Raw genomic sequence first — 20,758 nt, 5'->3', positions numbered from 1 at the left:
CAAAGACAATAACCAAAAACGCGGTAGTTGACGCGCGGGGGAATGTACTTGCGCAAACGGTAGAGACATTTATATATGAAGCAGGGAAATATGTTCAAGACGAGTTAAAGACAATAACGAATAAAGGACCGTTCAGAAAAGGTGTTGCGAAAGAGATTGTGACATTAACCAGTATTTGGGATGGCGCAAAGTATGTGGAAGATACAAAGACAATAACCAAAAACGCGGTAGTTGACGCGCGGGGGAATGTACTTGCGCAAACGGTAGAGACATTTATATATGAAGCGGGAAAATATGTTCAAGACGAGTTAAAGACAATAACGAATAAAGGACCGTTTAGAAGAGGAGTAGCCAGTGAAGTAACGACGATAACATCGATATATGATGAAGATAAAGGCGCATACATACTTGATTCTATGAGTGTAACAGAGAATAAGAAGATAAACTCAAAGGGTGAGGTAGTGGAGTCTGATACGCATACATATATATCGAAAGTAACAGATACTGTAGTAAATGTAACGGATAATATCAGCGGTTTATTGCCGAGTACAAACTGGGAAAACAATGAACACATAATAACAGTAAATAGCGGTAGTTCGAAAAAGGGAGTATTTAAAAACAGTGTAACGGTAATCGAAGTATGGGATGGGTCTAAGTATGTCGCAGATAGCGTGAAGATAACGACACTTGATCTTAAGAACGTAGACGGAAGAGGAAATATAAAAGAACAGACGATAGAGACGTTTATGTTTGATAAGGGAACAGGTGTAGCGAATTTGAAAGCGTTATCAAAGCTGGTATCAGCCGCGGCAGACATGAGCGCGTTAGGTGTATCGGTGGCAAGTAAAGGTTTTGAGAGATCAGAAATACAGAAGATAAGAAGCAGCGGGAAATTTGTGCGAGGTGTAGCACAAAAAGTAGAGACGATAACATCGATATATGACGGCACCGCATATGTAATGGACTCCAGGAGTGTTATCGAGAATAAGAAGATAAACGCTAAGGGTGAGGTAGAAGAGTCTGATACAAAGACATATATTTATGGTGATGACTCAACAGTGTTTGATCCTGCAAAGACATTTGATGAACAGATAGCTCTTACAAAGTGGGAAAATAATGAACATATAATGACAGTAAATAGCGGTAAATCGAAGAATGGAATATTTGAGAATAGTGTAACGTCAACGGAAATATGGGATGGGGCGAAGTATGTCGCAGACAGTGTCCAGCTTACTGAAAACACCAAGATTGTCGGCAGGGGAAACGTTGAGGAGCAAACTGTTACTACGTTTTTTGTTAAAGAAGGTGTTACAGGTTCTTTTGGTTTGCTCGGGCTGGGTAAGATTAGCAAAGACAAGCTCTCAGAAGATCCTCAAACCTTGTTTGGGAAAAGTTTTGAGCCTGCAGAAAAAGTGCGCCTGTTTAATGAAGGTCCGTTTAAGAGAAATACACCGTTTAAAAGCACTTCAATTACTGAGATATGGTCTAAAGATAAAGGTTTTACAATTGATACCATGCGGGTAACAAACAATGATAAACGTGACGGCAAAGGAAACGTTGAAAAGCAAAGAATAACTCTCTATATGGTTAAAGAGGGAAGTGTTGATAAGTCTTTTGACAGTCTTAGTTATAGTGCGAACGCTCTTGATAATTTGGCCTCAGTTCATTTTGAAAAATCTGAGTATCAGGAGATTAGCAATACTGGTTTTATTAGAGGTAATCCCACTCATTCAGAGGTTACGGTATCTGTTTGGGATGGTGCAGGTTTTGTTGCTGATACCAGGAAAACTATTGATAGCACTTACACCCCGCGAGGAAATGCGAAAACACAGAATATTTTAATTGAAGCCGTCAAGTTGGATGATGAGGGTAAAATTATTACTACCGCCGGTAAAAAACCGAGCTGGGAAAATATGGAAAACCAGGAGATAAGAAACTCCAAGTTTCAGCGTGGAAATCCGAAGCTGTCTGTTGTTACAACGAGTATATGGGATTCAGGAAAATTCATACTTGATACGCGCAGAACGACAGATAGCGTATACAACAGCCGTGGTAATGCTACAAACCAGACGATTACTATTCAAGGCGCTGTGCTTGATGCCAATAATAATGCGATAATTACCGCACAGGGACCGAAATTTGAAAATCTTGAACGCCAGTGGGTAACAAATACTGGTTTTTATAGAAACACCCCAAAACATATATTAGTTGAAAACGGTTTCTGGAACGAGCAGGATACATCATTTGATAAGGTTGGCGGACAGGAAACCTTTAATAATGAATTTGATTCACGCGGAAATGTAAAAGATCAGAAGATAATTGATTTTGAGACTGAACTTGACGGCAGCCGTACAGATGTTGCGTACAAATTAATAAAGAATAACGAAATTAATTTCAGAGGCGTGGCAAACAATACCACGATATTGAATTACTATTATAATGATCAAGGAAATGAAGTCTTTTCTGAACGGCAGGAAATTGTGAATGTAAGCAGTGATTCACGTGGAAATGTTACTAAAAAGACAATAACAACCTATACAGATGTAAGTAAAAATGACGCTCAGTTTAAGATCGGTCTCCAGGAAATCACAAATAAAGGGTTTACCGTTCGTGGAGTGGCTCTTCACACTTCAACATTAAATTATAGTTTCAATCCAAACGAAAATTACAGGCAGGTATTCAATGATCGTCAGGAAGTCGATAACCGCAAGATTGATTACCGCGGCAATATTGGTTTTAAGACAATAAAGACATATACGGATGAGACATCTAATGCCAATGAACATTATCTTGGCCGTCAGGAAATAACCAACAAGTCATTTACCTTTAAGGGTACACCGGCTCTGGTAACAATCAAGAATTATGGGATGGAGAAAAAAGACGGTGTGTACAAAGAAATGTTCTATGACAGGCAGGAAATTACAAACTCGATGATTGATCTGCGCGGTAATGTCGGTCTTAAGGTAGTAAAGACATATTCTGATACTGTTTTAAACGATACCGCATCATATGTAGGGCGTACAGAGACACTTTCCACCAACTTTGATTACCACGGTATAGCGGGTAATATGATTGCCAGAAACTGGGCAAATATTGATGGGAAAGAAGTCTTTAGTGACAGGCAGGAGATAACAAACAGCAATATCGATGGCAGGGGGAATATTGGTAAAAAGGTTATAAAGACATTTCTTGATGAGAATTCCAGTGCTGACGATATGTACCTTGGCAAACAGATCATTACCAGCAGAATATTTGATTTTAGGGGTAATGCCGGTGAAGTTACGGTACTTAACTATAAAGGTGATGTAAAGAACAAGGCAAAAACCGGTGTGTTGGATGTTTTTATTAACCGGCAGGAGATAGTAAATGAAGATGTTGATTCCAGAGGTAATGTCGGCAAGAAAACAACCAAGACCTATATACATGAAACGGATAATGCTAACGAGTATTATCTAAGCAAGCAGATTGTTGTGAATACCGGATACGGTATGCGCGGCACGCCTGCACACAGTACAATTAAGAGTTTTAATGTGAGAAGCGCTACAGGAGAAGAGGTTTTTGTTGAACGCCAGGAGATTGACAATATTAATGTTGATTCCCGCGGAAATGTCAGTTTAAAGGAAATCCATACATTTACGGACGAGACATCAACTGTTATGACCGATAAAAATACGAATTATCTTGGCAAGAAAGTTATCAATAGCTCAAATTTTGATAACCGCGGTAATCCAAGGACCCAAACAATAGATTCATTTGTTTATAAAGATACAGGCTTTGTTTTGAAAGACCGTAATGAATTTGAGAATACATACGATGCCCGCGGCAATTTGCTTACCCAGACGTCAAAAACCTTTATAAAGCGTGATAACGGCACAATGAAGCTGGTTGACTTCAGAGAAATAAATAATAACGAATTTGACATACAGGGAAATCCAACAAAGAGGACTGTTACCAACAAGGATGGGGAAGGTTATCCGCTTTCAAAACAGGATATAACTCTTACATATGATGCGCGCGGTAGGGTTACTTTCCAAACAGTCACAAATTACAAGTTTGCTGATGCGGTAACGAGCGCGCAACAAGCTTTACAGAAGGCACAAGCTGACAAGGAAACAGCGCTTACAGAATGGCAGGCATTGATGGGGCAGACAACAGAGGCCGCGACGCTGGCAGAGGGAACTTACAAAAAAGCTGAAAGCGCAGTGGTGCAGGCGCAGAAGGATTTAGTGGAAGCGGAAAAGAATGAAGGATTTGTCTTAACCGGATCACAAGATATATCAACTACCGAATTTGATATATACGGAAATGTGCTGAAACAGAAAGTTGAGTCAAAGAATATAGCAGATTATGTAACCGAGACACAGGAAATAACCTACAAAACTGAAGATTATAATAGAGATGGTACAGTAAAGGCACAGCATATCGAAATAACCGACATTATTAAAAGTACAACAACTGTTCAGGACATTACAAGTACTGAGTGGGATATTCGCGGAAACATATTAAGTCAAACTATTAAATCAACGGTAGGGACTAATGTTTCAACACAAACTATAAAAAATAAATATAAGGATATGGCATTTCTGCTGGAAAAGACGATAACAACGACACAGAGCACATCTCCTGACGCGTCTTATACATATATTATTAATACCTACCATGAAAACTCTAATAATTTAGCTACCAGCTCGGTAGATAGTATTAGAGGTGGTTTGCCGGCAACCAGTAAATATACCACATATAATGTAAGGGGAAGGCCAACAAACGAAACATCAACATTTTATGATCCCAGTGGTCAGGTAGTTGTGACTGAGGTGGCCAACAGCTTTGACGGATTTGGTAATCCGCTTCATATTGTCAGGGATGATATAGCAAAGAAAGAAAAAAGATTTATTGATTTTACATATGATAAATATGGGAGGATTACAGATAAAGAAACAAAGATAGACGGTGTGACCTATCAACAATTTTATGTAGGCGGGATGTTTTTTCATAACAGACTGCACTATGAATTTGATCACCGGCAAAGTCAAGAAGTTGTGGTCAGAGATTCAGAAGGAAACGAAAAGAAAATTACACTTCGCGCCAATCAATCGGTAGAATATTCCCAGGCCTATAGCGGATATAGAATAGTAGATGTTTTACCTGGTGAATTTCTTTATATAGAAAATCCCTGGGAAGAAGGTGGATTAGCTAAGAGAGACGGAATGTGGTGCCATGAAGATGATAAGATATATAAGGAAGGTGATACGTGGGGAGAGTATGGGTTTCGTGAAGCTGTAAACCATTATCTGGTAAATCTTGGAGATCATTATGCGGCAAAAGATCCAGATAGCGAATTTGGCGAGCTTTTGGCAAAGATGTTGAATTATGCCGGCCGTAATGCCGGTACCGCAGGCGGTTTTATGCATCTAGAGCCTCAGGACGTATATGATAAAGGCGAGTTGATCTCTGAAGCACAAGCTTATTTGAGGAAGAATCCTCCTGATGTTTCGAGCGATCCGGGGTACAGTGATTATTCGACGGCGTTAAGAACAGGTCCATTATTATTAGATGAACTTGTAAGTTTTTTGAAGGGCGGATATGACGAAATTAAAGAAGTAGAAAAAAGGGGTATGAACCTTGAGACAGTTTCTTTTGAATATGACGATAAAGGAAGAATCAGCACTGAATCTATTGTAACAAGTGTACCTGCGTATAATGTTACCGGCAGATCAGATGTTAATACAATGAAGTGGGCTGATTCAAAGAAAGAGGAACACAAATATATCTATGATGATACTACCGGCGCGATGATAGAAGATCAGGTTTTCACGTATAGCTGGGGAACAAAAAACATAGACATGACCCGTGAAGAATTTGCCGCTTACAAAGGGCAGTATGAGAACGCGTGGTACAACTCATATGATGATAAATATAGCGTAGAAGTAGCTAAGCGGGGAAGCTTTGTCAGTTATGATAAAGATGCAAAAAGGCTTGTTGGTAACTGGAGTACTGCCAGTGTTACAAGAGAAGATCATCTATATGAGTATAAAGACGGTAAATTGTCTCAAGAAATACTTATAGGTAAATACTTAAGTTCTTGGAAAGATGGAAAACAACTTGAGACACCGGTGTGGGTAGGCGGTTCTTCAAGAGAGATTCGAAAATTTACGTATGATTCAAATGACAGAGTAATACTTGAAACTGTTTCAAAACAATACAATGGTTCTGGTACGTGGAGCGAAAGTAGCAGAGAAAAATATTCATACACATATACCAATACAGGCAAACTCAAAACTTATACATATAGTAATGAATTAAGAGGCTGGGGTCCTAATAGTAACACGTATTATACTGACGCAAAAGAAACACATATCTATACATATGATGCAAAGGACAATCTTACAAAAGATTCATACGAGATAAAGGGTGTGTATTGGGACAATAATACTAGTCATAACGTCGAGTACACAAAAGAAAAGAAGGACAAGACATATGGATATAATGATAAAGGACAAATGGTATGGGCTGATGAAATAAATTATAAATTAGTTGGTGGAACAATCCAAAAACCAATATACAACCCGTATAAGAGGGTGTACAGCACATTTGCTTACGATAATGCCGGAAACCTCATAAAACAGGAAAAAGCTATCTTTAAAGTGGGCGCAGGACGTATCAATTCCCAACAATATGCAGATTATGTAAGAACAGGAAACAAAGTTGTTCACGTTGGTGATGTCGATATTCATCTAATAAACATTATCGACATACCTGATTCGAATGGCTATCATGCTATAGCGTGTTGGCGCCTTGTAGGTGCAAAGCAAACTATTATAACTGATTTTAATGATTCCGGCAGGATAGTTAATGTGAAAACATTCCATCAAAAGTGGGGGCGTGGTGGTTTCTGGATATCCACAAAATCCCAGATGACCAGTTATTCATATGACGGTGCCGGCAGGATAAATAGTGTAAGTCTGGCCAAGTATAAGGCGCAGGATAAGAGGAAGCTGATATCTATTGAATATGACCGAAAAGGCGGGATTAAGTGCATTGCTACAAAGGAAGTAGATGCTAAAGGTAATGTGACATACACGATTGAAGACAGGGAAAATAAATATGATATCAGAGGAAGGGCTGTTGAAACAATCTCAAAGATTGTTACATCTAAGGGCGACATGGTCAGACAGCAGTACATAAAGACAAAGGTGCTTAAATTTGACGCTTCCGGACGCGCGCTTAAAACTGATACTACCAGAAAGGATTCATTGACATCGGATAAAACGGTCAAGGAGAGGACAACCAACGCGTATGATATTGATGGAAACTTGATCTATCAAAAGAGAGATGTACATGAATACAGTGAGAACCGGGGGGTAGACGGAAAGAGACTGCTTGACAGACGTTATAAAGAAAAAACCAGAATGGGATATGATGTTTTGGGCCGTGTAGTATCCAAAGATATAGATACATACGGAGATACAGCCGCTCCTGACAAGGTCATTCGGCAAAGAGTAAGGGGTATTACATACGATGATGAAAACAGGATGACAGGTAATAGAACATATATTACTGAAACCGGCAGTAATGGTTATCGTAAGTCTTATTCTGTATATACATCAGGTATTAAATACAATGATGATAATCAGGCTATTTCCAAAAATGTTTTCACAAAAGATTCTAAGGGTACAAAACGTGAGCGTATTACGGACATAAAGTATGACCTGTGGGGAAGACAGAGCTCATACCGAGCTGATATAAAAGAAAGCCGCGGCGGTTCGAGCCGCACTTACAGCACTATTGTACATATGGGGTATAACTCCATGGGCCTTGTAGCCGGTAAGGTGACAACTACATTCAATGATTCATGGAATCCCGGCAAGACGACAACTTCTGCGGTAAATTATTCATATGATTCTCAGGGAAGAGTTGCATCTGTCGCATCATCCACAACGTCAACTATAAGGGATAGCTTCGGCAATATAGTTCAGCAAGCCTCAAGCTCGAGTTTTGAGGGTGAGTATGAATATAACGGTAATGGCCAGGTAACAGCTAAAACTGTATCAGGCGCTGACGGCAAAACCGAACGCCAGACGAATATCAGCTATCACAGTGACGGCAATATAGCCGGATATATCGCTACCGGACAAACTGGTGCTGGTTTTGATTATGTGAATGAAGTTTCAGGCCTTAAATACGATGCGTGGGGAAGGGAAACAAACAGATCATCAACGAGTACTGTTACAGGTATGTATGAAGTACACGATAAATCGGGTGCTTTGATAGGTGGTGTTTACAATAAGTCTGAAGCCGCTAAACTCGCTGCTCAAATGGGCGGTAAGGTCGTTCAGTGCAAAAAGGTAACATTGAGTAAGAGATCGACTTCGTATGATTCGCAAGGCAGGGTAAGCTCCAGGCAGACAAAAACAAATGTAAAAGGCTACAGAGATGGCAAGCTAGCTTTAGATAAGAATTCAATACAAAAAGAATCAAATTTCCGATATGACAAGTACAATCGTGTTTCAGGGAAGACCACAAGCTCATGGAATGATTCACGGCCTGATGTGTGGGTTACACAAAAGATGAATGATATTACCTATGATATGGAAGGGAGAATGGCAGGATATACTACCGAAACATGGGAAAAAGGCGGAGGATTGGATCATTGGACCAAAGAAATAACTTCAGATATTTCATACAATGCCGCTGGCCAGATTATTGCGAAGAGCACGGAATCATATGATTCTTCGGCTCCGGGAGTGGTTACCAAAACCCGTATAACCGACATAACCTATGATGCATCAGGAAATATTATATCGCAAAGAGGCAGTTCAACAAAAATGGATATTGCCACAGGCGGCAAGAAATACAAGAAGACAACAACAGAGGGTGTAACCTTTAGTGCTGCTTCATACAATGCCTTTGGCCAGGCTGTATCCAAGGGTAAGCAGTCAAATATGCAGTATGACATAAAGGGGAGATTGACAAGTTATTCCGGCGAAGAAGGTAACGTTACAAATATCAAGTATAACCGTGCCGGCCAGATTATCGCAAAAGATGTAGACAAGGTTGAAAAAGGTGTCAGGACAATTACACGTGTAAGAGGAATAAAATATGACGCGCATGGACGTGTAACAGGCCAGACATCCTATATAAGAGAGATGGATGCTAAAACCGGTGGCAAGAGATTAAATCGTACTTATAAGCAGGTTGTAAGTGGTACGAGATTTAACGCCCTTGGATTTGTTATATCCAGGATAACAGAGACATTTAACGATTCTGCTTGTCCGAAAAAACATATCAGACAGCTTTACCGTGCTTTAGGCTTTGATATATTGGGCCGTGCTACGACTACTGATGTGACTGTCTGGAGCAATGATCCGGAAAATTCATATACAAGAACGCTTTCAACCAATATCAAGTACTATGGTGATAGTAATAAGGTCGCGTCAAAGACTGTTGAGACATGGTCAAAAGATAATCATACAAAAGAGCAAATTTCTGATATCCAGTATGATGGTTTCGGCAATATTACCAGTCAGCGTGGAAAGGTTATTTTTGACAGTAAGAATCCTGACCGCAAAGGCGCTATATACAAGTCATCTATGGCTTATAACTCGCTAGGTCAGCTGACACACCGCTCAACAGTAACTTCCCTGAAGAACGGTTCGGTTACAACAGACACTATGAGCATTCAATCATATGATAGACAGGGAAGAAAACAGAAATATACCACTTCATATTCGAAGACACCTACACACAAACAGCTTAAAACAAAGCATCAAGCAAAACTGAACCTTTTACTTGCATTGCAGGCTTCAGGCGTAAAAGTTGATCCTAGGCATTTAGAAGGGTTAAAAGATAAACTAAGAGAGCTGGGTGTGCGTAAGTTTAAGGGTGTTTTGAGTGACACTGGCGGTTCTGCGAAAGGCCTACTTGATACTGGTGGTTCGAGAAAAATCGCCACTCTTAAAGATGGTTTTGAGATCATAGGTAAGCAACCTTCGATACAGGAGCGTATTAAAGAATATGCCGCTGCCAGAGCCGAGAAAAAAGAAGGTGATATTGAGACAGCGGACCTTGAAAAGGAATACGCCGCTGAGCTTGAAGCTTTATTGAATGATCCAAAGCTTCCAGCCAAGGATAGAAAGAATCTTGATATAGCAAGAGGAGAATTTGTTGGGGCAAGTAAAAGCGCTGAACCGTACGGTTCCTCTACCAGCGTAGAATCAGTGAAATACGATGGCAATGGTAATGCTACCGGCCGTGACGCGGCAACCATGGATAGCCGCGGCACAAAAACGACAGAAGGGCTTAACGGATCAAAGAAAGTAGAAACAAAAGAAGAGCTGGCAAAAGCGGTAAAAGAAGAGGCGAAAAAAGCGGCATGGGAAAAGATGACACCTGAAGAGAGAGAAGTGGCAGAGAAACAGGAAAAAATAGACAAACTTGACGAGCGGATGGAAAAAGAAATCGCCGGCGGTATGCCGAGATGGGAAGCTAAACTGCGGCATGAGTATCGCCTCAAGAAAATTGAAGGAAAGATAAAAGAAAGCAGCGGCCCGATTAGATTCCTAGGCACTACTTTCCCTGGCAATGCGGAAAGTTTCTATGTCATGATGAGAGTAATGACAAAGATGTGGCAGGCATCCGACAAGGAAAAAGCAGCGGAAGAAAAGGCGAAGGCACAGTCTGAGGCAGATGGTAATGCCCTCCAGGATGCTGTAAATGATAAGCTCGCTGAAGGGTATAAAGATAAACTTGAGGATTCGCAAAAAGAGCTTAAAACACAACAGGGAGAAGCTGAAGATCTGGATAAAGATCTGGATAGAAAATTAAAAGATAACAATACTGCGCAGGAAAAAAATAAAGATGCGGCAAATACCAATACCGCCGCGATAAAAGCAAAAGAAGAAGAACTCAAGAATAAAGATCTTACTGATGAACAGAGGGATAACCTTAAGAATGAACTGAAAGGTTTGAATGATGAGAAAACACAACTTAAGAATAAACTTGAAGACTTAAAAAACAATAATGAGTCAATGACTACTAAGAGAAAAGATCTTAGTGATGATATGTTGCGTACACAGGCGGATATTGATGGCTATAAGAAACTAATGGAAGACTGTGCCGTACCAACCGCTGAAAAACAAAGAAAGCAGGTAGAAGAAGCGGTTAGATCAGGCGAGATGTCAATTGAAGAAGCCAGTGAACTCGGATATGGAGTTCAAGCAATGGCTTCTACTGCTGACGGTACAACAACAATAAATATTATCGCTAAATCTTTGCCGTCACTGTCATTTTCAACCCTTTCTGCTGGTCACGAGAAGATGACACAGAGCCAGCTGGTAGATGCAATGAAAAACAAACGGGAAGATTTTGCTGAACAGGTTGATGACTATATAGAGAGTAATTCAAGTTCGATCAGGAGTCATGAACAGAATGTCCTTGGTAGCTATAGGGATAGAGCAGACCATCTCATTTCTATGAGAGATGATTCTTTAGATAAAGCCAAGGATCAGGGAAATGATATTAATGAACAGCGTAAAAAGATAAAACAGGCGCTTGATAATAAGGATACCAGCCCCGAGGATCGGGCGAAATATAAGGAAAACCTGAAGTTGCTTGATCAAATAAGCACACAATTACAAAAGGTAGGATTAGACTTAATACAGACTGATATGTGGACAATGAAAGATAAACAGCTGAATGCGTACATGAACGGAGTGGGCAATAAACTTAAGCATGCCAGCATGTTGGTTAATAGTGCAGCTCTAAATGTCCGCCAGATTGAGTTTATCAGTAAAAATAGTAAAGATTTAAAACCCAAGGAACTGCGGGCTTTAATTGCTGATTATACGAAGCGAATGGCAATGATGGAAAAATCGTTAAAAAATCTGGGCAATGAAAAGCTTATGAAAGATTTTAAGAATGCACTCTCTGATGGCCAGGGGCTGATAGGTGATGTAAATGTTACAATAAACAGAAGAAAACAAAAGGAGCATTTAGCCAACAAGATTGCACAGGGTGAAAAGAAGCTGGAAGCTATGGCTAAGGCTGTTGTGGCTGATATAACTAATCTGTTTGCGGATGTCACGAAGGGTAAGGGGCTGGAAGCTATGGTTGAGGCTGCTGTGGCTAATGTAACTAAGATTTTTGCGGATGTCGCGACAATGAAAAAGATTTTTGATGCAAAAGAAGATTACAAAAAGATGCTGGTGGCATTAGAAAGTGACAATGCGGCGTATGAGGCGCGACTAGATAATATTATTTCCGGTAAACCGATGACAGAGGAAGACCGTAAACTTATGCAGCAAGGAAGGACAAATTCCAGAAATCTTGTTGCAGGTGTTCAGAGTTATCTCACACTAGAATCCACTCCGGAAAAAATGAAAAAGAAAGGCCTGCCTCTTTCGGAAAAAGACAAGGCACGGATAGAGAAGCACCGCAAAAAGATCGTTAATGCGCTTGATAATATGGATTATAACCTTATGGGGAACTTGGCCGGGCGGAGTAGGTATATAGTCGTAGGGCTTGAGGCTAAAGCAAAACTGTCTATACGTAGCCAGCAAATAGGACAAATGGCACTAAAGCTTTCCGGTCCAGAAAATGCTGAACAAAGGAACAAGTTGTTATCTATGCGGCAGTCTTTAAGGCAAGAATTTGGTAAAATTAATAAACAGCTGGATAACTTATTTACTAACGTCTATAGCAGTATTGAACTAAGCTCTGAGGATATGGTCGAAAGCGCAGAGAAAACAGCCGGACGTGTAGGGATAGCAATACAAGCACTTGACCTTGCGCACCAAAAAGGTATATCAAAGTCAGACCAGGCGTATTTTACTGAAAAGTTCGATGAAATAACAGGGCTTTTGGGTAAAATCCGTGCCGGTGATGTTGAAGCTGATAAGATGCTTGACGATATTATGGCAAATATTAAGGGTCCTATGAAGGCAGCAATGGCCATAAAAGGTAACCATGATAATGTGTCCAATATTGATGCAGAAACTAAAAAGTTGACGGCTGCCATTGCCGCTGGCAGCAAAGAACTCAAAAATCTGCCCGACACAGAGGATCGCAAGAAAAAGAAGAAGGTTCTGGAAGAGACTATTACAGAAAACCGCAAGAAGCTTGAGGAATTACAAGGACTGAAGGACGAATTAAGTGCTTGGGATAATGAAATTGGCGGTGTACTGTCTCAGCTAATTTCTGATGAGAAACAAACTGACAAAGATAAGAAATTAACTGAGAAACAAAGAGCTGAATTTTCTGAAAAGGTTGCGAACGCTCAGACCATTAACAAAGCCGCCGGAACGTGGCTTGATCTTTTCGATAAATCATCATCAATCAAAGGTATTACCGCCAATGATAAAAAGACACTGGATAATCAGCGCGCTTTACTGCTAACTCGTGTTAAAGACGCCAGAGACGGTGGATTTGCGGTCTTTGCTAATTTGGAAGATATTATAAAGAAATCTGGTGTAATGATAGTTGGAGTTGAGAAACGTGCAGAATTAAATAAAAGCTTGGAAAATATTGAAGAGAAAATTGGTGATAAGAAAATAGCAAAACTTCAAAGAGAGGTAGCTGAATTAGACAAGACTGCAGAAGCATATATTGCTGGAAACAATCCGGAAAAAGCAAAAACAGCAAGCGCGCAAGCTGATGAAAAGCGCAAGCAGATCAAAGCATTACAACAAGCTGTATCACCGGAGAAAAAAGAAGAGTATACAGCGATTATGGATATACTCAAAAATCAGATTGATAAGATCGCTATCTATAATAGTGATGGAGAACTTACCGGTGGAATACTCGATGATCTGACATTGATCGACATGTTGTCTGATGAAGCGTATAAAGATATGGAAAAGACATTTAATACTGTCACATTTATTTCTCAGGCCGCAGGTCAGATATTGTACAATGACGAATTTTTACTAAAACAACTTGATCAGACTGATAAAGATGTTCTTGTAGCACAGCGCGGTAAGATATTTTCAGCACTCAAGAGTCTTGACGGCTCTCCGGAATCACTCAGGAATATCCAGAATATGCTGTATGGGAATAGTGTTACGATAAATGGAATTGTAGCAAAAGCAGAGTACAAACTAAAGATGGATAAGCTAGGAACAACAGTGAAAAGCCTTGACAAGGCTATTGGTATGCTTACAGAAAAAATTACGAATGCTAAAACTACCAAAAAGGAAAGAGCCGAACTAACTACACAAAAAGCAGATTATAAACAACAGCTAAAGGCATATTCATTACTCCAAAAGAGGATGAAGTCAGAACAGGGTAAGATAAACAGTGTAATGCAAATGTTTTATAAGGGTGACAAGATTTCTGGGCCTAGTTTAAAGAAAATCAACAATATTATTAAAAATGCAGGATATGTCGCCAATGTTTTCGACGTTTTACCTCAGTCGCTATTATCAAGCAAGAATAGCGCGATTGTAAAAGGCGTAACAAAGAAACTGCTAAAAGCATTGGATGAAATTAAAGGCGGAACGGACGCATCATATAAGAAACTTAAAGATATAACAGCCAGGACAGATAGTATAACAAAATCGGTAACAGCAGAAAGTGTACTGCAGAAAGCAAAGAACCTTATTAAATTAGATCCGAAAGATCCGGAAAAATATAAGGAATTAAATAAAATTCTTGATACGAAGCTCAGTGAAATCGCACGTGATATTAAGAAACTTGCTGATCCAGAACAAAAGATTAGTAAAGAAGAATATAAACAAATGGCACAGCGTCATGAAGAGATAAAAAATGTAATGAAAATGGATGAAAGTCGAGAAGCGGTTAATAATCATAATACGGGAGGTACAAAGACCGCAGTTGATAAGTGGCTGAAAGGAGCTAATGTAATTATTTCGAAATTAGAAGAAAAGAGAATTGCGATCATGGCTGATCCCAAAAGTGATCCAACAGGCAGTGAGCTTAAAAAAGTTAACGATAAGCTCAAGACGGCAAAAGATGATAGAACAAAACTTCTTTGCGGAAAAGATAAAAAGCTTGTTTCTGAAGTGGGTGAAAAAGACAAGATCATTCAAGAGAAAATGGAAGAAAAAGCAAAATTAGTAGTCGAGATAAAAACAAAGATCGAGGATGTTAAAAAACTCCACAAGTCAGGCAAGCTAAAAGAGTTAGAAAAAGAAGTGAAGGCTCTGGGTAAATTGAAGATATCGTTTTTCAAACTTACCGGTGAAATACAGAAAGAAACCAATTTGAGAACCCAATTGCTTGTTAGAAGAGCGACAGAAGACAAAACGGGTAAAACGATAGATGGAATTGCCCAAACAATAAAACAACGCGCGCCTCCGGAAAGTTCTAATGTAAAACTTGCCCTTGATGCCAGAGAAAAATCACAACCTATATGTAATACCTACCAAGCAGATTTTCTGAAGACACTTGAAAATTACCTGGGTGATAAATATTCACCCAAACAGAAAAAAGAATTGCTCTCAAAATATACTACGCGAGGTACCCAGTCAAAACAGACCATAACCGACATGTTGAACGCGGATACGTTGAAAGAAGACTTGAAAACAGCGTCTGACAGTGCCGATACTTTTTATCAGGAAAATGTCAAGCTGGCTGAGGCTAAAGTGAAAGAAGCTCAGCAAAATGTCGACAATCTGAAAACAAAAATAAGTAATTTTGAAAGCACCATCCAGAGTATTGAAAGCGGAGAATTTTATCGTGGCCGTAGTGCTGATATAAATTCGATGAAGAATACGATCGAAAGCACAAGACAAGAACTTGCCGTAGCTGAGGAAGTGGTCGTTCAACGTCAAAATGCGGTCGATGTAGAAAATGAAAAACATGACCAGCTCAAGAAAAATATTGAGAAAAATATTGAGGACAAGAAATTTGCATTGGACGTATATAATGAAGCTCTGCAGAAAAACGTCGATATGCTTTCAAAGCTCCATGAATCTCCTAAATCCGAAGATATTAAGCGAAATATTGACGTAATAAAAGATTGTAAAGAGCTTTTTAAACAGAATATATACAAGCATCAAATACCTGAGCACCTCAGCAAGCTTAAAGACAAGATGGTTTATATAAAGAATAAACTTGATAACAAGCACACAGAGAGGGGTGCCTATGAAGGTGATACATCAAGCTTCGAATATCAAAATCTTTCGAGGTATATAAGCTCTGCAGAAAGAGTATACAAGAAAGCGGAAGCCGAATTCACAGCGGCCGAAAAGGATTACGCAGCATTTGAAACTGCAAAGAGTGCCTATATTAAACGCCTGAAGGGTGTGAAAGACGCTTATACCGCATATAAAGACCCTAGTGTGGCCGATAAAGAGACGGCTTGGAACAGTGTTGCCGATAAAATCGGCTTTGTATCAAACCTTGCTAGGGCGGCAGACTATTCGTATAAAATCATGCTCAAAGGCATAAATTATGAAGGGCCAAACAGAGATAAAGTTAGAGAAGTATGTAATTTATACTTAGCAAGAGTAGAGCCCCTTTCGAGGACGGGAACTACAGAAGAGATAAAAAATCTAGCGAGTGACGGTCAAATGCTGTTAGGTAAAGACGGTTTCTTTGCAGTAGTAGAAACCAGCAAAAACAGCGCTAAAAAAATCGATCCGAAGCCTGATAGTTTTAAAGGCGATAAGAGTGCGTATCCAAAGGCGAAAAAGTGCCAGGATATGGGCGAGGGATATATTGCAGATGCAGCGGATAAGGCGCTTCTGCTTATTATGGGTAAGGACAAAGAAGGTGTAGCACTCAGCGAGAACAAACGTGAAAAACTTCTAGAGGGTCTTCAGGAAGATGTCAAACATGCGGCCCGTGTTTCAAGTGCTTCAGAACAGTTTCTGGGTGTCGCGCATAATGCTGATCCAAGACCTGAAACAAGGGCAATGTTGAAAGAATTTATAAAATCGCCTAAAGCATTCCTTAATAGTGATAAATTCCGAGATCTGAAACCTTATCAAAAAGCTGCACTTCTTAAAGCGCTCGATACGCTCACCGACAAAGAAATCGTAATGAGCGACGGTACGAAGAAAAAAGCGACGCATAAAGATCTCTTAGCGGCACATTTCAAGAAAAACTTTAAAGAATTCTCTAAGAATTACGGTTCGATGAAAAAGAATCTGGATACTATATGGGGAGAGCTTAATAAAAAGGATATAAACTGGGATATTGTTGGCCAGAAACTAAAAGAGAATAAAGAATATCAAAAGGGTATCGGTAAAAGTAATGATTTTAGTAATTTTGTCGCAAATCTTGCGGTTCTTCCTTTATCAAATGTTAAAAAAATCAGTATTATCAGCGATCCCCCTGACACAAGTATGGATTTGCATAAATCATCAAAACACAAAATGGATGAAAAATATACAGACTTTAATTTCGGCAGTGTCAGTGATATTGCGGCACTTGCAGGTATAGGAGTAGATTTTACATCTGCCGATGGCAAGAAATTCGATTCGAAAAAAGGCAAGGAACGTGGTAATTATCTTAGCAGGAGGGCCAAGGCATATACTATTGGGATGGGACATGTATCTAATTACAGTAATGACAGCAGCAGAGAGCAGGGAGTAGCGAAGCGTAACATTGTTAAGGTTACATATGATGGCGTAGATTACACAATAGATGTGTCTAACGACGATATTAAGAACGATAACATGTTTAAAAATAAAGTCGCCGGAGGCTTTTGGTTCCATTGGGATCATGAATGTACAGTGACAGTGACAGGTCGGGGTGAGCCGGTAAAGAAATATATTTCTGAGGAATATATAAAACAGCTTATTCAACGGGGTCAGAATGTAAAGAGTTCTCGAGGTGAACAGCTCGTGAGATATACAGACGCTGACGGCAAAGTAAAAAATATGCTTATAAAACGTGATGAGCTTTTGATAGAAACACCGGCATGGTTTGTTTCTGAGCATGATTTTAATTCTATACAGAAGCTGGGTAGAGATACGGCCGCAGGGGAAAAACCTTTGGTTCCTAAAGATTTTAGACTTGTTGCGACAGTTGATTATGCTGACAGCCTTAAAGAACGTGAAACGGTTACCGGCGGTAAGACAACGTATTACCTTATTAAAAATAAGACACTTGATAAATATTCGGTAAATCTCAACATACATTATAAATCTACCGTTCTTAATATGAGCGATGTTGAAGGTGATATACTTACTTATAAGGCCGCAGAAGGCCGTAAAAATGACACATGGGAATCTATAAGCAGTGGAAAAGACTTTTCCGAAGTAGCTGATGATAAAGGAAGATTTAGTGCTGCATGGGCGGGATTTGTCGCCGGATTTAAAGACGCTGGCAGAAAAACTGTCGGGTTAGTTTCAGATGATGAAGCAGAATATTTCTTCGGTATTAATTACGAAAGGCCGGATTTAAATCTTATAGAGAGCGCGGACAGGACCGAGAGCAGTTATGACGCGTCAAAGAACGGTGCTGTAACAAAAGTACAGGATGCTCAACGGTTGATAGATCTGTTTGATTATCTTGATAAGAGCAAGGCCAATGAAACCGCTAAGGCCATGGTCGAAGAGAAAATAAACAATTATGTTAAGGAAGGGATCATTGATCAAAAGTATATTAGTTATGGGTTCTATAACAATGTTGTGCCGTGGTTTGGCGGTGGAGATAAATATGCGGTTTCAGCTATGGCTAATGAAGGCAGGGTAGGTACGGAAATCCTTAAAACAGACATAGGCCACAGTGATATTGTTTCTCTACTGAAGGAAAAGGGCGGTAAGCTTGACGCAAAATTGCTCGACAATCTGGAGAAATTCTCAGAAGGTCTTGATTTGCGTGCCGGCAAGAATACTCAATTTGAGGCATCTAATAAACTTGGACTATATCTTACAGCAGATGCCTTGAAGTCAAAACAGACTCAAAACAATCTGTTTTGGGATGCGCATAAACTGCAAGTAGAAGGCCAGATAAAGCTGCTGGTAGGTGATTATAAAGCGGCAGTCGGTCTTTTTGAAGAAGCCGAAAAAATCGCTAAAAAATCATCCAAGATTTCTTCAAAGGTTGATCCGTTGTTTGAACAGCTTAAGTCGCTTAATGCTTCGATCGGTGACTGGGGATATACAAACAGGACAACAGCCGTACTTTTTGATCCTACTCTTCGTAAAGTTTCTATCGAGTACAGAAATAATCTTATAGAGGCCGCATTACAGCTTCGTTATGACAATGATGGCATGCTTGACCTTGACTCAATAGATGCTATGGAAAGTAAACTCAAGGATATAGCGGGAGCTTCGGTTGTTGGGTTTAATACAAATACAAATGATATTCTCGCGCGGTTGGGTGCGAACAAAGTGGTAGCGGAAATTGGTTCAACAGTAATCGAATTTGTTGCGGTCGTCCTTGTGACATTGGGAGTGGGTGCTGTTGCAAAAGCCATTGTTCAAGTAGGGGCGAAATATAGCAAATTCTTGTTTGCTGTATCGCTTATGATTGAAGGGACAACGATTCCTCAAGCGATGGCGTTAGCAAAACTTACTACTGAAACGGGTATGAAAGCAGAGCTAATCCGTAAAGCTCTTCAGGTGATGAATAAGTTTAGAGGGTTATTAGGTGCGTTAAAAGCGGCGGAAACATATGGCGATGAGGCGGTAAAACTATTTAATTCAGGTGCAGATCTTGGAGCTATATTCAAAGTCCTTAGCGCTACGCAAAAATCCAGTCTTTTGGCTAATCTGGGAGTTGGCGCTAATACGCTTGACAAGATGTTTGATGTGTACAGAACTATTAGTACACTGGTTCAGAGCTCAAAAGGATTGGCTATGTTCGGTTCAGCAGCAGCTGAGACCGCACGAACGGGTGGGGCGCTTAGCGAAATAATAACTTCGGGCGGTAAGCATTTATTGAACCAGGGATCTTGGATCAGTGCGGGCGGTAGGAAATGGGGTACAAAGATCGGATATGAAATGATGTTGAGATCTTCTTTGAAAGGTGCATTATATAGTACCGGGCATGGTGCTTACAATATGGCTAGGATAGGTGTTGCGACCGAGATATTCACAAGTATTGCTAATGGGAAAATGCCAACCTTTGCACATTTGGTAACAACATTTGCTAATGGCCTAAAAAGCGGTATTTATATGGCGCCTCTATTTGCGTTAGCTCCACCCATGGATTTTTATATGCATATGGCTAAAGCAAAAGGATTTCTTGGGATAGTCCCGCGTTTTGTTGGAAATTATGTAACTGCTGTTGCTGGAAAAGGTTTTGTCAAAGGGACAGCAAGTTGGATCGGACAAACTACGATAGGTAAAGCTGTTACAGCGGGATTCAATGCAATTACCCGTAATCTCTTGGCTAATCTTGCAAATAATAAGTTAATCGGATGGGCTGTGCGTGGGATAGGAGATAAGGTTATATTTCCGTTAATATCAGGATATAAGGCTTTTGCGCAAAGTGGGTTAGGGAGACTTCAGGATCAGTTTTTCTCTTTTAATTCAATCCAGCGTTTATGGACATTTAGTGCGGCGCATGCGGTATTACACCAAAGCGCGAAAGTTATATTAACACTTGTTGCCCGTGTTATTAATAAGGGGGATAAATTAAGTAATTTTCAGAAGAATTTTATTGAAAATGTTGCCATGAAGATAGGTGAAATGTCAATCCTTCTGATTCCTATGGCTACTTTGGTGCAGATCCGTCAGCAGTATGTTTTGGGCGAGTTCACACGAAGAATAAAAAAGAGTACTAAGATGAAAAAGATAAGCAGGGTGCAACAGAGAGAAATCTTAAATAAGATTGCAAGTCCTGA

Annotated in this window: 1 protein-coding gene (only partly in view); it reads left to right on the top strand. The window is 39.9% G+C overall.

The window, feature by feature from the left end; all coding sequences use genetic code 11:
• Positions 1-158: 158 nt before the first annotated feature.
• Positions 159-20,758, top strand: partial view of a hypothetical protein gene (locus P9M13_05375; protein ID MDP8262716.1) — the 5' portion only. It continues 19,147 nt past the right edge of the window; the window shows 20,600 of its 39,747 coding nt (coding positions 1-20,600); its start codon is at positions 159-161; its stop codon lies off the right edge, out of view.

Origin of the sequence: Candidatus Ancaeobacter aquaticus, from assembly GCA_030765405.1 — a bacterium.
GTDB lineage: Bacteria > Auribacterota > Ancaeobacteria > Ancaeobacterales > Ancaeobacteraceae > Ancaeobacter > Ancaeobacter aquaticus.
This window is presented reverse-complemented; position numbering and strand designations above follow the sequence as displayed.